General features: G+C 60.0%; 13 protein-coding genes. 9 read left to right on the forward strand and 4 right to left on the reverse strand.

Features of this window, described 5'->3' with window-relative positions:
• The first annotated feature begins 125 nt into the window (after nt 1-125).
• A complete protein-coding gene (locus HNQ72_RS20360) occupies nt 126-1349 on the forward strand; it encodes an argininosuccinate synthase (RefSeq protein WP_183994759.1) in 1224 nt (407 codons plus the stop codon).
• A 52-nt stretch (nt 1350-1401) separates the two neighbouring features.
• Here the strand turns inward: HNQ72_RS20360 and HNQ72_RS20365 are convergent, their stop codons facing one another.
• Complete coding sequence (locus HNQ72_RS20365; protein WP_183995054.1) at nt 1402-2577, reverse strand: multidrug effflux MFS transporter; 1176 nt, start codon at nt 2575-2577, stop codon at nt 1402-1404.
• Between the two features lie 22 nt (nt 2578-2599).
• The gene (locus HNQ72_RS20370; protein ID WP_183994761.1) at nt 2600-3121 is read right to left on the reverse strand and encodes a MarR family winged helix-turn-helix transcriptional regulator; all 522 of its coding nucleotides are present in this window, start codon (nt 3119-3121) and stop codon (nt 2600-2602) included.
• 159 nt (nt 3122-3280) lie between these two features.
• On the opposite strand from HNQ72_RS20370, the gene HNQ72_RS20375 reads away from it, so the two are divergent.
• The 7 genes from HNQ72_RS20375 (at nt 3281) to ppa (ending at nt 12694) form a co-directional block, all read left to right on the forward strand.
• Entirely contained in the window at nt 3281-5368 is a 2088-nt protein-coding gene (locus HNQ72_RS20375) for a M3 family metallopeptidase (RefSeq protein ID WP_183994763.1), read from the forward strand.
• A 112-nt stretch (nt 5369-5480) separates the two neighbouring features.
• Entirely contained in the window at nt 5481-6575 is a 1095-nt protein-coding gene (locus tag HNQ72_RS20380; RefSeq protein ID WP_183994765.1) for an ABC transporter ATP-binding protein, read from the forward strand.
• 28 nt (nt 6576-6603) lie between these two features.
• Entirely contained in the window at nt 6604-7563 is a 960-nt protein-coding gene (locus tag HNQ72_RS20385; RefSeq protein WP_183994766.1) for an ABC transporter substrate-binding protein, read from the forward strand.
• A gap of 128 nt (nt 7564-7691) precedes the next feature.
• Nucleotides 7692-9371 (forward strand): ABC transporter permease, encoded by a 1680-nt coding sequence (locus tag HNQ72_RS20390; RefSeq protein WP_183994768.1) that lies wholly within the window; start codon nt 7692-7694, stop codon nt 9369-9371.
• A gap of 124 nt (nt 9372-9495) precedes the next feature.
• Nucleotides 9496-11319 carry a translational GTPase TypA gene (gene typA, locus HNQ72_RS20395; RefSeq protein ID WP_183994770.1) on the forward strand — a complete coding sequence of 608 codons (1824 nt, stop codon included), beginning with the start codon at nt 9496-9498 and terminating at the stop codon, nt 11317-11319.
• A 198-nt stretch (nt 11320-11517) separates the two neighbouring features.
• Nucleotides 11518-12027 carry a GNAT family N-acetyltransferase gene (locus HNQ72_RS20400; RefSeq protein ID WP_183994772.1) on the forward strand — a complete coding sequence of 170 codons (510 nt, stop codon included), beginning with the start codon at nt 11518-11520 and terminating at the stop codon, nt 12025-12027.
• A 133-nt stretch (nt 12028-12160) separates the two neighbouring features.
• Nucleotides 12161-12694 carry an inorganic diphosphatase gene (gene ppa / locus HNQ72_RS20405; RefSeq protein ID WP_148147833.1) on the forward strand — a complete coding sequence of 178 codons (534 nt, stop codon included), beginning with the start codon at nt 12161-12163 and terminating at the stop codon, nt 12692-12694.
• On the opposite strand, the gene HNQ72_RS20410 is transcribed toward ppa, so the two are convergent.
• Nucleotides 12695-13003, reverse strand: coding sequence for a DUF167 domain-containing protein (locus tag HNQ72_RS20410; RefSeq protein ID WP_210319663.1), 309 nt, complete (start codon nt 13001-13003; stop codon nt 12695-12697).
• Nucleotides 13000-13290 (reverse strand): YggT family protein, encoded by a 291-nt coding sequence (locus tag HNQ72_RS20415; protein WP_183994776.1) that lies wholly within the window; start codon nt 13288-13290, stop codon nt 13000-13002. Before HNQ72_RS20415 ends, HNQ72_RS20410 begins: the two co-directional genes overlap by 4 nt.
• 189 nt (nt 13291-13479) lie before the next feature.
• Here HNQ72_RS20415 and HNQ72_RS20420 point away from each other — a divergent pair, with 189 nt between their 5' ends.
• A complete protein-coding gene (locus tag HNQ72_RS20420) occupies nt 13480-14718 on the forward strand; it encodes an MFS transporter (protein ID WP_183995056.1) in 1239 nt (412 codons plus the stop codon).
• Nucleotides 14719-14729: the final 11 nt, after the last annotated feature.

The raw sequence follows: 14729 nt of genomic DNA on the forward strand, positions 1-14729 counted from the left end.
GGCGTCATCTCTGACGGGGTTTCTCCGGGTTTTCCTTGCGCGGCTGTAGAAACTCGCTAAAAACTTCGGCGATCCAATTTCGGCGGAATTGTCTCCGCCGCCACCCGCAGACGGACAAATTTATCATGGCACTCCCGAAAGACGTAAAGAAGGTCGTTCTCGCCTATTCCGGCGGTCTCGACACCTCGATCATCCTGAAATGGCTGCAGACCGAACTCAACGCTGAAGTTGTCACCTTCACCGCAGACCTTGGTCAGGGCGAAGAGCTCGAGCCGGCGCGCAAGAAGGCCGAGATGCTGGGCATCAAGGAAATCTTCATCGAGGACGTCCGCGAAGAATTCGTCCGCGACTTCGTTTTCCCGATGTTCCGCGCCAATGCCGTTTATGAAGGCGTCTACCTGCTCGGCACGTCGATTGCCCGTCCGCTGATCTCCAAGCACCTGATCGAGATCGCCAAGAAGACCGGCGCAGACGCGATCGCTCACGGCGCGACCGGCAAGGGCAATGACCAGGTTCGTTTCGAAATGTCGGCCTATGCGCTGAACCCGGACATCAAGATCATCGCCCCGTGGCGCGACTGGTCGTTCAAGAGCCGTACCGATCTTCTGAATTTTGCCGAACAGCACCAGATCCCGGTTGCCAAGGACAAGAAGGGCGAAGCGCCGTTCTCCGTCGACGCCAACCTGCTGCACTCGTCGTCCGAGGGCAAGGTTCTGGAAGATCCGGCCGTCGAGGCTCCGGAATATGTGCATATGCGCACGATCTCGCCGGAAGCCGCTCCCGACCAGGCAACGACGATCAAGATCGGTTTCCGCAAGGGTGACGCCGTCTCGATCAACGGTGTCGAGATGTCGCCGGCAACCCTGCTCGCACAGCTCAACAACTATGGCCGCGACAACGGCATCGGCCGTCTCGACCTCGTCGAAAACCGTTTTGTCGGCATGAAGTCGCGCGGCGTATACGAGACCCCCGGCGGCACGATCCTGCTTACGGCTCACCGTGCAATCGAGAGCATCACGCTTGATCGCGGTGCGGCTCACCTCAAGGATGAGCTGATGCCGAAATATGCAGAGCTGATCTACTACGGCTTCTGGTTCTCGCCGGAACGCGAAATGCTGCAGGCCCTGATCGACAAGAGCCAGGAGCATGTCGAAGGCGAAGTGACGCTGAAGCTCTACAAGGGCAATGTCATGGTCACCGGCCGCGAAAGCGACAAGTCGCTTTACTCCGACGCGCTGGTCACTTTCGAAGACGATCACGGTGCCTACGACCAGAAGGATGCCGCCGGCTTCATCAAGCTCAACGCGCTGCGCCTGCGCACGCTCGCCAAGCGCAGCCAGATGAAGTAATTGGGTCAACCGATTTGTCCATCAGACCCCGCTGTCATCGCAGCGGGGTTTTTTATTGCCGGCGGCTGATGAAACGATGGGCGAGGTAGGCCGCGACCGCGGTGAATTCCATCACGGGGATGATCGTGCCGAAGGAGGTGAGCGGGCTTGCGAAAGTTGCAGCCATCAGCCCGCCGACAAATCCGCCGCCCATCTGGATGAAGCCCATCAGCGCCGAAGCCGAACCCGCCACTTTGGGAAATGCAGCCAGGCCGGCCGTGACGACATGCGGCGACAGAAAGGCAATGCCGAAGGTGCAGATGCCAACCGGTGCCATGATCGACAGGAATGTCGGATCGAGCAGATGCACGGACAGCAGCATCAGAAGGCCGCCTGTACCGCAGAAGCTGATACCTATCGAAACGGCTGCAGGCCCGGAAATGCGGCCGGATACCATCCGTAGGACGATTGATCCACCCAGATAGGAGCCGGTTTGCGCCAGCATGCCGAGGCCGAATTCGGTGGGGCTGAGGCCGACGACATCGATCAGGACAAAGGGCAACATGGTGCCCTGAGCATAAAGCGCGCCGATAGAGCCGCCGAGAATGAGCGAGGGAAAGAGAAAGCGCAGGTCGGTTATCAGGTCGGCATAGGTTTTCACCAGCGTGACGGGTTGCAGGCGCGAGCGATCCGGAACCGCGGTTTCCTTCAGCACGAAGATGCAGGTTAGCAATGCGCCGCCGCCGAAAGCGATCATCAGCAGGAAGATCGACTGCCATCCGAAAGCGGAAAGTGCAAGCCCGCCGATAGTGGGGCCGAGCGCCGGGCCGATCGCCAGAATGATGCCGATCATGTTCATGATCCGCGCGGCCTGTGCACCCACAAATTGGTCGCGGACGGCGGCGCGGGCAACGGTGACGCCCACCGAAGCGCCGATGCCCTGGATCAACCGTCCTGCAAGGATCCAGTTGACGTCGACCGCCATGGCCGCGATCAGCGAGCCCAGGACATATATGGTCAGGAAGGCGATCGAGGCTTTCTTCCGGCCATAAGCGTCGGATACCGGGCCGGCGAGCAACTGCGCGAGGGCGAAACCGCCGAAATAAAGCGATAGCGAGAGCTTGATGGCCGCTTCCGTCGTGCCGAAAGCGCGAACGAGTTCCGGCATGGCGGGTGTATAGACCGCCATCGATACGGGGCCGATCGCGGTCAGGAGCGCGCCGATGACGGTCGTGCGCCGCTCCGTCATGATTGTCGGGCGGGCGGCGGTATCAGCTTCGCTCATCGGCACTCGATGAAGTGATCGGGGCACCCGTTGGAGCGGCAGGAGAGGTCTCCTGGAGGTTCCTGTTCACCACCGCAAGCGATGTTTCGAGCTGGCTCTTTGCCTCCAGCGACAGGCCTGAAGTCGCGTGGTCGAGAATGACGTGGAGTTCCACACGGATCCTGCGGATCATGTCATCCGACGTTTTCGTCAGCGCAATCCGTTTGGCGCGTCGATCCGCCGAGCATTTCTGGCGTTCGATCAGGCCCAGCGTCTGCAGCTTGTCGAGATAGGTGCAGAGCGTCATCGGCTCGACGCTCATCTGCGAGGCGATGTCGAGCTGCCGGCTGCCTTCGTGATCGGCGATGTGGATCAGCGCCCTTGCCTCGCCGGGGGTGAGGCCCAGCCCTGCCGCGTTGATGCGATTTTCAAATGCCGTTCGCAATGCGCGCGCGGTATCGACGATCAGCAGGCCCAGGAGATCGCCTTGCGGCGCATCATGGGAGATGATTTTGACTGGAAGGCTCATAAGGTTGACTTACTATCTTTCCGCGTGGCCGCAAACGGAAAAGCTTGAGGTTCCGTGGAACGACTGCGTGAAGCTTCGCTTTGTCGTACTTGATCCAGACTTTCGACAACCTATCCTGTAGACCAGAAACAATTTCAGAATCGCAGAAGGATTTCCCTTATGGCCAACGCTTCCGTCAATCGTGCCCTTGTCGAGTGGAGCGGGCATGAAGGCCTGCCGCGGTTTGATCTCGTCAAGGACGAGGATTTTGCCCCCGCTTTCGAGGTGGCTCTGGCAAGTCACGAGGCTGAGATCGACGCCATTGCCAACAATCCGGAAGCGTCGAGCTTTGAAAACACTGTCGTAGCGCTGGAAATCGCGGGCGACGAGCTTTCCCGTGTCTCTTCCCTGTTCTGGGGCAAGGCTGGTGCGCATACGAACGAGACGATCCAGGCGCTGGAGCGGGAGATCGCGCCAAAAATGTCCCGGCATTATTCGAAGATCGGCACCAATGCCGCCCTTTTCGCCCGTATCGATGCCCTGTGGGAAAAGCGGGCGGAGCTTGGGTTGACGCTCGAGCAGGAGCGGGTTCTGGAGCGTCACTGGAAAGGTTTCGTCAAATCGGGCGCCAAGCTCGACAAGCCGGAGCAGGACCGGCTTTCGTCGATCGGCGAAAAGCTGGCCGGTCTCGGAGCGCAGTTCGGCCAGAATGTTCTCGGAGACGAGAAGGAATGGTCGCTGAAGCTGACCGAAGAGGCCGAGCTTGAAGGCCTGCCGGATTTTCTGCGCGATGCGATGGCCGCAGCCGCCAAGGATCGCGGTGAGGCAGGCGGTTACATGGTGACGCTGTCCCGTTCGATCATCGAGCCGTTCCTTACATTTTCCGCTCGTCGTGACCTGCGCGAGCAGGCGTTCAAGGCCTGGGTGGCGCGCGGTGAAAACGGCGGTGCGCGGGACAATGTCGCGATCGTTCGCGAGACGCTGGCGCTGCGTGCGGAAAAAGCGAAGCTTCTCGGTTACGAGAATTTTGCGGCGCTGAAACTCGACAACACGATGGCGAAGACCGCCGACAATGTGAACGACCTGCTGCACAAGGTCTGGGACAAGGCGCGCTCCAAGGCGCTTGAAGAAGAGGCAAGCCTTGGCAAGCTGGTGGCAGAAGAGGGCAAGAACCATCCGGTCATGCCGTGGGATTGGCGTTACTACGCCGAGAAGCTGCGCGAGCGGACTTTCTCCTTCTCCGAATCCGAGCTGAAGCCCTATCTGCAGCTGGAAAAGGTCATCGAGGCCTGCTTCGATGTCGCCAAGCGGCTGTTCGGCGTTACGCTGACCGAGCTGAAGGGTATTGAGGCCTATCACCCGGATGTGCGGGTTTTCGAACTGCGCGACGAGAGCGGTGCCTTGAAGGCGCTCTTCCTCGGCGATTATTTCGCCCGGTCTTCCAAGCGTTCCGGCGCATGGATGAGCTCGTTCCAGTCGCAGCACAAGCTGACGCTGAAGAACGGGGCCGAGGGCGAGCTGCCGATCATCTACAATGTCTGCAATTTCGCCAAGCCCGCGGAAGGCAAGCCGGCGCTGCTTTCGCTCGATGATGCACGCACGCTGTTCCACGAATTCGGCCATGCGCTGCACGGCATGCTGTCGGATGTGACCTATCCGTCCGTTTCCGGAACCGGCGTGTCGCGCGATTTCGTCGAACTGCCCTCGCAGCTTTACGAACATTGGCTGACCGTGCCGGAAATCCTCGAAAAATACGCCGTGCATTACGAGACCGGCAAGCCGATGCCGAAGCAGCTGCTCGACAAGGTTCTGGCGGCGCGCACCTTCAATGCCGGTTTTGCGACGGTCGAGTTTACCGCATCGGCGCTGGTCGACATGGCCTTCCACACCCGCGCCCCGGCGGATGATCCGATGGCGGTGCAGGGCGAAATTCTGTCGGAATTGAAAATGCCGGCGTCGCTCGTCATGCGCCACGCAACGCCGCATTTCCAGCACGTGTTTTCCGGCGAAGGTTATGCGGCCGGATATTACTCCTACATGTGGTCGGAAGTGCTGGATGCGGATGCATTCTCGGCCTTCGAGGAGGTCGGCAATGCCTTCGATCCCGTCATGGCGCGCAAGCTCAAGAACAACATCTATTCGGTTGGCGGCTCGATCGATCCGGAGGTGACCTACAAGGCTTTCCGCGGCAAGCTGCCGGATCCGACGGCGATGTTGAAGAAGAAAGGTTTGGCCATGGTGGCCGAGCTTGCGGGCGGCGAGGCCTGATCCGGCACCGGTCATCATCAGTAACTGTCATCCTGCTGTCATGAAAGTGTAACTTTCCTGTCATGTGGGCTGACTAAGGAACCGGCATCATCTTCTGCCGACGCCGGTTCCCATGACAATTGACAGCCTTAAAAGCAACGTTGCCGTCTCTGCGGCCGGACTGGAGCTGCACTATGGTGCAACACCGGTGCTCAAGGGCATCGATGTAGCGCTGGGCCAAGGCAAGACGCTTGCACTTCTCGGTCCTTCGGGCTGTGGCAAGACCACGCTTCTGAGGCTGGTTGCCGGGCTTCTCGCACCCAGCAAAGGTTCCGTGTCGATCGCCGGTCAGGTGGTTGCCGATGCTGCGAACGGCACATTCGCGCCGCCGGAAAAGCGCAATCTCGGCATGGTTTTCCAGGACTACGCCCTCTGGCCGCATATGACGGTTGGTGGCAATGTTTCCTTTCCGCTCGAAATGCGCGGCATCGGTCGCACTGAGCGTGAGCAACGCACGATGCATGCGCTGGAGCGGGTCGGGCTTTCCGCCTATGTGGGCCGCCGGCCGAGCGATCTTTCGGGCGGGCAACAGCAGCGCGTGGCGATCGCACGGGCAATCGTCGCCGAGCCGCAGCTTATCCTGTTCGACGAGCCGCTTTCCAATCTCGACCGCGAATTGCGCGAAAACATGGTCGGCGAACTTGCCGAGCTGATCGCCTCTCTCGGTCTTACCGCCATTTATGTCACCCACGATCACTCGGAAGCGCTGACGCTTGCAGATCAGGTCGCCGTCATGCGCGGCGGGCTGATCGAACAGCTTGCCAGCCCGGACGAACTGGTGGCGAAGCCCGCGACGCCTGAAGTTGCCGATTTCCTGCGCCTGGGGGGTATCGCCGAGTTGCAAAACCGCGATGCCTGCTGGTTCTTCGGCAATAGCGACGTTGCCCTGATGCGCGCCGATCAAGGCCCGGCCGGTGCCCGCAGCATTCTCATCCCGGTTGCGGCGATCACGCCCGGCGAGATCCAGCCGGACCGGCTGGCGGCCAGCGTATTGCGCTCGCAGTTCCGCGGCGACGGGCATCTGGCAACCGTCTCGCTGATCGGCGCCGATCAGGTCGAGCTGCAGGTGTTGAGCCGCTACAAGCTCAAGCCCGGCGATGGCGTCGGTCTTTCCATCGATCTCGACCAGGTCCGCTGGTTCGAAAATTCAAATCATCCGCATCCGTAAGCATTCACCCCAACAGGAGTTTTGGGACATGTTCAAGTCGTTGAAGAGCATTACACTCGGTGCCGTTGCCGCCGTCCTGATGGCCGGTGTCGCGCATGCCGACATCACCGTCTACACCGCCGGCCCGCAGAGCCTGATCGACAAGATGTCGGAAGGTTTCACCAAAGAAACCGGCATCAAGGTCAATGTCTTCCAGGCAACGACCGGCAAGGTCATGGCCCGTATCGAAGCGGAAGCATCCAACCCGGTCGTCGACGTTCTGATCTCGGCTTCCTGGGATACCGCGACCGATTTCGAAAAGCGCGGCTGGCTGGTCAAGTATTCCAGCCCCAACGCTGCCAAGGTTCCTGATTTCCTGAAGTCCGACTATGCTGTCGCACAGGGCATCTCGGCCCTCGGCATCGCCTGGAACACCAAGAGCGGCACGCCGAAGCCTTCCGAATGGGCTGACCTGACCAAGCCGGAATACAAGGACATGGTCAACATTCCGGACCCGGCACAGTCCGGCTCGTCCTTCGAACTGACGGCTGCTCTTGCCGGCCAGGACGATTTCAAGCTGTTCAAGGACCTGCAGGCCAATGGCGCGATCATTGCCGGCGCCAATGCCGAAGCCCTGAACCCGGTTCTGCAGGGTGCCAAGGCCGCCGTCTTCGGTGCAGTCGACTACATCACGCTTGCCGCCGCAAAGAAGGGCGAAAGCGTCGAGGTCGTCTTCCCGGCTTCCGGCACGGTCATTGCACCGCGTCCGGCGATGATCCTCAACTGGTCCAAGAACCAGGACGAGGCCAAGAAGTTCATCGACTACATGCTGTCTGACGCCGGCCAGAAGATGGTTGCCGCCCAGATGCTGATGCCGGCCCGCTCCGACGTTGCTGCCGACCGTCCGCTGATCAGCGACCTGAAGCTCCTGAAGTTCGACAACGCTGCCGTCTACGGCAAGCGCAAGGAAACGCTCGGCGAGATCACCAAGATCTTCGGCGGCAAGTAATTCTCTTCGCAGCGCCGCCAGCCTTCGGGCAGGCGGCGCTGTTTTGTTTTGGACGTCGCGCATCATTTTTAAGGCCACCGGATCGGGTGGTTTGAAGAATGCTGCGACAGGACATGAAGGACTGAACCATGTCGGCAAAAAGCGTTGGCGGACCGGCTCCTGCCGCATGGCTGGCAATTGCGGGACTGCTTTTGGTCGTCGCCGTCCCGTTTGCCGCAGTCGTCATGCAGGGCATTTTTCCCGAGCTCGGCCAAGGTTCGTTCGCGAAGCCGTTTTCCTCCTTCATCGCCACACTGAATGACGGTGCCCTGATCGGCATGGCAGGCAATACGATCCTGCTCGGTTGCTGCGTCGTGCTGGCGTCTGCGGTCGTTGCGGTGCCGCTCGGCGTGTTTCGCGCGCTTTACCGCGTGCCGGGGGCGGCGCTGTTCGACGTGCTGCTGCTCGTGCCCTTCATGATCCCGCCCTATATCGCCACGCTCGGCTGGATCATGACGCTGCAGCCGCGCGGTTACCTGCAGCAACTGGTCGGCTTCAATCTTTCGCCATTCCTGTTTTCGCTCGCCGGCATGACGATGGTGATGGCGTTCAACACGTTTCCGGTCGTCTATTTTGCCGTGTCGCGCACGGTTGAAGCGGTCGGTGCGCGATATGCGGATGTCGGGCGCGTATTCGGTGCTACGCCTACGCGGGCTTTCTGGCGGATCACGCTGCCGCTTTCCGCTCCGGGCCTTGCCGCCAGCCTGATGCTGGTCTTTGCCGCGGCGATCGAGGAATACGGCACACCGGCAGCGCTTGGCCGCCGCGCCGGTTTCCAGGTTCTCGTCACCGGCATCGATCTTCGCATTTCCGACTGGCCGATCGATCTGCCGGGCGCTTCGATCATGTCGCTGCTGCTGGTCGGCCTGTCGCTGATCACCTTTCTCGGCCAGCGCTGGATCCTGTCGCGGCGTTCCTACCAGACGGTCAACGGCAAGCCGACCGCCAAGGACAAGCGGCCGCTCGGGGCGATGAAGTGGCCGGTGCTGGCGGCATTCATCATCGTGTCCTTCCTTGCGACCGGCGTGCCGCTGCTATCGATCCTTGCCACTGCCATGTCGCGGACGATTTCCGGCGGGCTGGCGCTCGACAATATGAGTTTCGACAATTTCCTCTCAGTTTTCCAGAACAGTGCAGGCGCACTCGGCGCGTTGGCCAACAGCTCTTCGCTCGGCATCGGTACGGCGCTGATTACCGGCCTGATCGGTGTCACGGCCGCTTACACGGTGGTAAAGACGAAAATTCGCGGGCGGCTGGCGATCGACAGCCTGACGATCATTCCGAATGCGCTGCCGGGCATCGTCGTTGCCGTCGGCCTGATCCTCGCGTGGAACATGCCGTGGCTGCCGGCGACGCCTTACAATACGCCGTTCATCCTGCTTCTCGCCTATTGCTGCATCCTGCTGCCGCAGACGATGCGGTATTCGACGGCCGCTTTCCAGCAGATCGGTGACAATCTCGAAGCGGCGGCTCGCGTCTTCGGCGCGTCCGGCATCACAGCCTTCCGCCGCATTCTCCTGCCGCTGGTTTTCCCGAGCCTTGCCTCGGCTATGCTGCTTGTCTTCGCGCTTGCCTCGCGCGAGCTTGTCGCCTCCGTCGTCATCGCGCCGGTCGGCATGCAGACGATTGCCACCTTTATCTGGCGGCAGTTCGAACAGGGGTCGATCGGGCTCGGCATGGCCATGGCCTTCATCGCCATTCTCATCACCACTCTTTTGCCGCTTCTCCTGCTTGCCCTCTTGAGAAGGAGCGGTCTCGTCGCTGAATAGACCCATGGATTCAACCGTTGCGCTTGGCCCCCCTTTCGCATTTGCAAAAAACGGGGTATGAGCGCGCCAACGAAATTGGCGTGGCCAAAGAATTGTTGCGCCCCAACTTCAGAGAACCCCTAATATGGCACTTCGCAACATCGCGATCATCGCGCACGTTGACCATGGCAAAACGACGCTCGTCGACGAGCTCCTGAAACAGTCGGGCTCGTTCCGCGAAAACCAGCGCGTTGCAGAACGCGTCATGGACTCGAACGACCTCGAAAAGGAACGCGGCATCACGATTCTCGCCAAGGCGACGTCGGTTGAGTGGAAGGGTGTTCGCGTCAACATCGTCGACACCCCCGGCCACGCCGACTTCGGCGGCGAAGTCGAACGTATTCTCTCGATGGTGGACGGCGCGATCGTTCTCGTCGACTCGTCTGAAGGCCCGATGCCGCAGACCAAGTTCGTTGTCGGCAAGGCACTGAAGGTCGGTCTTCGCCCGATCGTCGCGATCAACAAGATCGACCGTCCGGACGGCCGCCACGAAGAAGTCATCAATGAAGTTTTCGACCTGTTCGCGAACCTCGACGCCACCGATGAACAGCTCGACTTCCCGATCCTTTACGGTTCCGGTCGCGATGGCTGGATGAACTTCAACCCGGAAGGCCCGAAGGACGAAGGTCTGGCACCGCTGCTCGATCTCGTGCTCAAGCACGTTCCGGAGCCGAAGGTCGAAGAAGGCCCGTTCCGCATGATCGGTACGCTTCTCGAAGCCAACCCATTCCTCGGTCGTATCATCACCGGTCGCGTTGCTTCCGGCTCGATCAAGCCGAACCAGGCCGTCAAGGTTCTGTCTCAGGACGGCAAGACGGTTGAAACCGGCCGTATCTCCAAGATCCTTGCATTCCGTGGCATCGAGCGTCAGCCGATCGAAGAAGCCGTTGCAGGTGACATCGTCGCCATCGCCGGTCTCTCCAAGGGCACCGTTGCCGACACGTTCTGCGATCCGTCGATCACCGAAGCCATGCAGGCCCAGCCGATCGATCCGCCGACCGTTACCATGTCCTTCATCGTCAACGACAGCCCGCTTGCCGGCACCGAAGGCGACAAGGTTACCAGCCGCGTCATCCGTGACCGTCTGTTCAAGGAAGCCGAAGGCAACGTCGCTCTGAAGATCGAAGAAGCCGAAGGCAAGGACTCGTTCTACGTTTCCGGCCGTGGCGAACTTCAGCTCGCCGTTCTGATCGAAACCATGCGTCGCGAAGGTTTTGAGCTTGCCGTTTCGCGTCCGCGCGTCGTCATGCACAAGGATGAAACGACCGGCCAGACCATGGAGCCGATCGAAGAAGTCGTCATCGACGTTGATGAAGAACATTCCGGCGTCGTCGTTCAGAAGATGTCCGAGCGCAAGGCTGAGATGACCGAACTGCGTCCTTCGGGCGGCAGCCGCGTTCGCCTGAAGTTCCTGGCTCCGACCCGCGGCCTGATCGGCTACCAGTCGGAACTGCTGACCGATACGCGCGGCACGGCGATCATGAACCGCCTGTTCAACGACTACCAGCCTTACAAGGGCGAGATCACCGGCCGTACCAACGGCGTTCTCCTCTCCAACCAGTCTGGCGAAGCTGTTGCTTACGCCATGTTCAACCTGGAAGACCGCGGCCCGATGATCATCGAGCCGGGCGACAAGGTTTACATGGGCATGATCATCGGCATCCATACCCGTGACAACGACCTCGAAGTCAACGTTCTGAAGGGCAAGCAGCTGACGAACATCCGTTCGGCCGGCAAGGACGAAGCCGTTCGCCTGACCCCGCCGATCCGCATGACGCTCGACCGCGCTCTTTCGTGGATCCAGGACGACGAGCTGATGGAAGTCACGCCGAAGTCGATCCGTCTTCGCAAGATCTATCTCGACGCCAACGACCGCAAGCGCTTCGACAAGTCGAAGGCCGCTCTCTAAGCCGTCCTGAAATCTAGTTGTGAAAAGCCCGGCCGCAAGCCGGGCTTTTTTGTGTTCCTACAAATCGCACAGCTTGTAACCGAGGTTAAAAAAGCGTTAACTCAATACGCATTGTCCCCATCAGAACTCTGTGGGCAATCCGTCTGGTTAATGAATGACCGATGGCGGAGCCCGCATAGCAGGACCTAAAGTCGCGTTATGAAGACGTTGTCTATCGATGTTCGGCGGGCAGATCCGCAGGATGCCCGAGCCATCTCGGATGTACACCGGCAGAGCTGGGTGCAGGCCTATGCCGGTCTCATTCCGCACAAGCCGCTGATCCAGATGCTGGAACGTCGTGGCGAGAAATGGTGGCGCAAGGCAACGGACGGACCGGCAACGCTTCTCGTAGTTGACGTCGCCGGCGAGATTGCCGGTTATGCGACGGTTGGTCTTAACCGGGCCCGGGCGCTGCCCTATGACGGTGAAATCTACGAGATTTATCTGCGGCCGGAATTCCAGGGCATCGGGCTCGGACGGCGGCTCTTCAGCGAAAGCCGCAAGCTTTTGACCTCGCTCGGCTGCCGCGGTCTGGTCGTCTGGTGCCTCGAAGACAGCGAGCATGCAATCCGCTTCTTCCGCCGTCACGGTGGCAACGATGCCGTTGAGGGGATGGAGGATTTCGGTGGTTCGCAGCTGAAGAAAGTCGGCTTCGTCTGGCAGAATTGATGCGCCCTCAAGGTGTGTCGAGGAATAACTTTCCTCTCCTTGCGTGGCCGCCCCGTCAATTCAATGGCTTATTGCCTTGGAGCCGGATTTTCGCTATCGACGCTTGGTGAATTGAACCTAATTGAGGATCACGATGCGTATCGATGCAATTTCCATCGGCAAGAACCCGCCTGAAGACGTCAACGTCATCGTCGAGGTGCCGGTTGGCGGTCAGCCGATCAAGTACGAGATGGACAAGGAAGCCGGTGCTCTGATCGTCGACCGTTTCCTCTACACGCCGATGACCTATCCGGGTAACTACGGCTTCATCCCGCACACGCTTTCTGAAGATGGCGATCCGTGCGACGTTCTGATCTGCAACACCCGTCCGCTGGTTCCGGGCTGCGTCATCAACGTTCGTCCGATCGGCGTGATGATTATGGAAGACGATGGCGGCAAGGACGAGAAGATCCTGGCCGTTCCGGTTCCGAAGCTGACCCAGCGTTACGACAAGATCAAGAACTACACCGATCTGCCGGAAATCACGCTGAAGCAGATCGAGCACTTCTTCGAGCACTACAAGGATCTGGAGCCCGGCAAGTGGGTCAAGATCGGCGGCTGGCAGGATGTCGACGTTGCCAAGCGCCTGATCGTTGAGGCGATCGACCGCTACAAGGCCCAGAAGTAATCAGGCTATCAGGCCCTCTAGCTTCGCTTTCAAATCCTCCGGGTCGCCATCGATCCGGAGGATTTTTTTACGCGCCGTTTCGCCGGAGACGAACGATACCGAGCTTTTCGGCACGCGCAGCTTCTTTGAGAGAAGCCCGATCAGCGCCTTGTTGGCCTTGCCGTCTTCCGGCACCGCAGAGACACGCGCTTTCAGAAACGCGTTGCCTTCCGCATCCGTCCCTATGCCGTCGATCGCGTCGCGGCCGCCATTTGGCGTGAGCTTGATGCTCAGCCTTATGTGGTCGGCGTGAGCGCTGAAGGCGCTCAAGCGAAGATCGGGTAGAGCGTCGTCCACATGAAGGAACGCAGGAAGAAGATCAGCAGCAGAACAATGATCGGGGAAATATCGATGCCGCCGAGATTGGGCATGATGCGGCGGATCGGGCGCAGGACCGGCTCGGTGACGTTATAGAGAAAACGGCCGATAGCATCGACGAACTGGTTGCTCGAATTGATGACGTTGAAGGCGTAAAGCCAGGAGAAAATGGCGCTGGCGATCAATATCCAGGTGTAGAGGTTCAAGGCCAGATCAATGGTCTGAAACAGGGCGAGCATTCAGGTCTCCAATCTTGTTGCCAGGCCCCATCCTTTAAGGATCGCGGTGGTCGGCCCACAAATTCCAAGTTGACAGACATGTAGACATTGGGGAACTAACGGGCAAGTGTCGCACCCGCCGCAGTTTCAGCATGTTTAACGGTGGCACTCTACGAATTCATCCTGACGGTCCACCGAAAGTCTTTTGCGATGTCCATTCCCGCCTCCGGCGATCGTTTTGCAGCCTTTCGCCATTCGTCCTACACAAAGTTCTTCCTGTCGCGGTTCTTCGCCGCCTTCGCCATCCAGATCATCAGTGTCTCGGTCGGCTGGCAGATGTATGACGAGACCCGCAACCCGCTTTATCTGGGTCTGATCGGGCTGTTCCAGTTCCTGCCTTCGCTGCTGCTGATTCTGGTCACGGGCACGGTTGCCGATCGGTACAACCGTCGCATGATCATGGCGATCTGCATGGTCGTCGGTGCCGGCTGTGCTGCGGCGCTTCTGGGGCTGACGGTTGCCGGCGCATTTTCTCCCTGGCTGGTTTTCGCCATTCTCGTCGTATTCGGTATCGAGCGTGCCTTCATGGGGCCGGCGGTTCAGTCGCTCGGACCGAACCTGGTGCCGGAGAAGGATCTTGCCAATGCGATTGCCTGGAATTCGTCTTCCTGGCAGACGGCCTCCATTCTCGGCCCGGTCTTCGGCGGCCTGCTTTATGGTGTGAATGCGACGGCTGCCTATATCGTGGCGTTCGTATTGCTGACGCTTGCCGCATTTCTCGTCTTCATGATCCCGAAGCCGGCGCAGCGGACATCGGCTGCCAAGGTCGATGTCGCGCATCTGCTTGCCGGCTTCCGTTTCATCTTCAGCGAAAAGGTGGTCCTCGGCGCGATCTCGCTCGATCTCTTCGCCGTTCTTCTCGGCGGCGCTGTGGCGCTCATGCCGATCTTTGCCCGCGATGTGCTCGAGCTTGGGCCATGGGGTCTCGGTCTGTTGCGCGCTGCGCCGGGCATTGGTGCGATCGTTGTCGCCGTGTGGCTTGCATTTCATCCGATTCGGCATCATGCCGGGACCGCGATGTTCGTCGGCGTCGGCTTTTTCGGTCTCGGCACGCTGATTTTCGGCCTGTCCGCAACGCCGTGGCTGTCCATCGTTGCTCTGATGATCATGGGCGCGGCCGACATGATCTCCGTCTATGTCCGTGAAACGCTGATCGCGCTCTGGACGCCTGACGAAGTGCGTGGGCGGGTGAATGCCGTCAACATGGTGTTTGTCGGGGCTTCCAACGAACTGGGCGAGTTCCGCGCCGGTACGATGGCGCATTTCATCGGCGCAGTGCCCGCTGTCGTCATCGGCGGCGTCGGCACGCTTGCCGTCACCGTCATCTGGGCGCTCGGCTTCTCGAAGCTCAGGAAAATCGACACGCTGGAAGCGCCCGAGCGCAACTAAGTCCCTGTGTC

Source organism: Aliirhizobium wenxiniae, from assembly GCF_014201355.1.
In the GTDB taxonomy this organism is placed as follows: domain Bacteria; phylum Pseudomonadota; class Alphaproteobacteria; order Rhizobiales; family Rhizobiaceae; genus Neorhizobium; species Neorhizobium wenxiniae.

Coding starts and splice junctions, on each gene's coding strand:
- HNQ72_RS20360 (WP_183994759.1), top strand. CDS start 126: ATGGCACTCCCGAAAGACGTAAAGAAGGTCGTTCTCGCCTATTCCGGC.
- HNQ72_RS20365 (WP_183995054.1), bottom strand. CDS start 2,577: ATGACGGAGCGGCGCACGACCGTCATCGGCGCGCTCCTGACCGCGATC.
- HNQ72_RS20370 (WP_183994761.1), bottom strand. CDS start 3,121: ATGAGCCTTCCAGTCAAAATCATCTCCCATGATGCGCCGCAAGGCGAT.
- HNQ72_RS20375 (WP_183994763.1), top strand. CDS start 3,281: ATGGCCAACGCTTCCGTCAATCGTGCCCTTGTCGAGTGGAGCGGGCAT.
- HNQ72_RS20380 (WP_183994765.1), top strand. CDS start 5,481: ATGACAATTGACAGCCTTAAAAGCAACGTTGCCGTCTCTGCGGCCGGA.
- HNQ72_RS20385 (WP_183994766.1), top strand. CDS start 6,604: ATGTTCAAGTCGTTGAAGAGCATTACACTCGGTGCCGTTGCCGCCGTC.
- HNQ72_RS20390 (WP_183994768.1), top strand. CDS start 7,692: ATGTCGGCAAAAAGCGTTGGCGGACCGGCTCCTGCCGCATGGCTGGCA.
- typA (WP_183994770.1), top strand. CDS start 9,496: ATGGCACTTCGCAACATCGCGATCATCGCGCACGTTGACCATGGCAAA.
- HNQ72_RS20400 (WP_183994772.1), top strand. CDS start 11,518: ATGAAGACGTTGTCTATCGATGTTCGGCGGGCAGATCCGCAGGATGCC.
- ppa (WP_148147833.1), top strand. CDS start 12,161: ATGCGTATCGATGCAATTTCCATCGGCAAGAACCCGCCTGAAGACGTC.
- HNQ72_RS20415 (WP_183994776.1), bottom strand. CDS start 13,290: ATGCTCGCCCTGTTTCAGACCATTGATCTGGCCTTGAACCTCTACACC.
- HNQ72_RS20420 (WP_183995056.1), top strand. CDS start 13,480: ATGTCCATTCCCGCCTCCGGCGATCGTTTTGCAGCCTTTCGCCATTCG.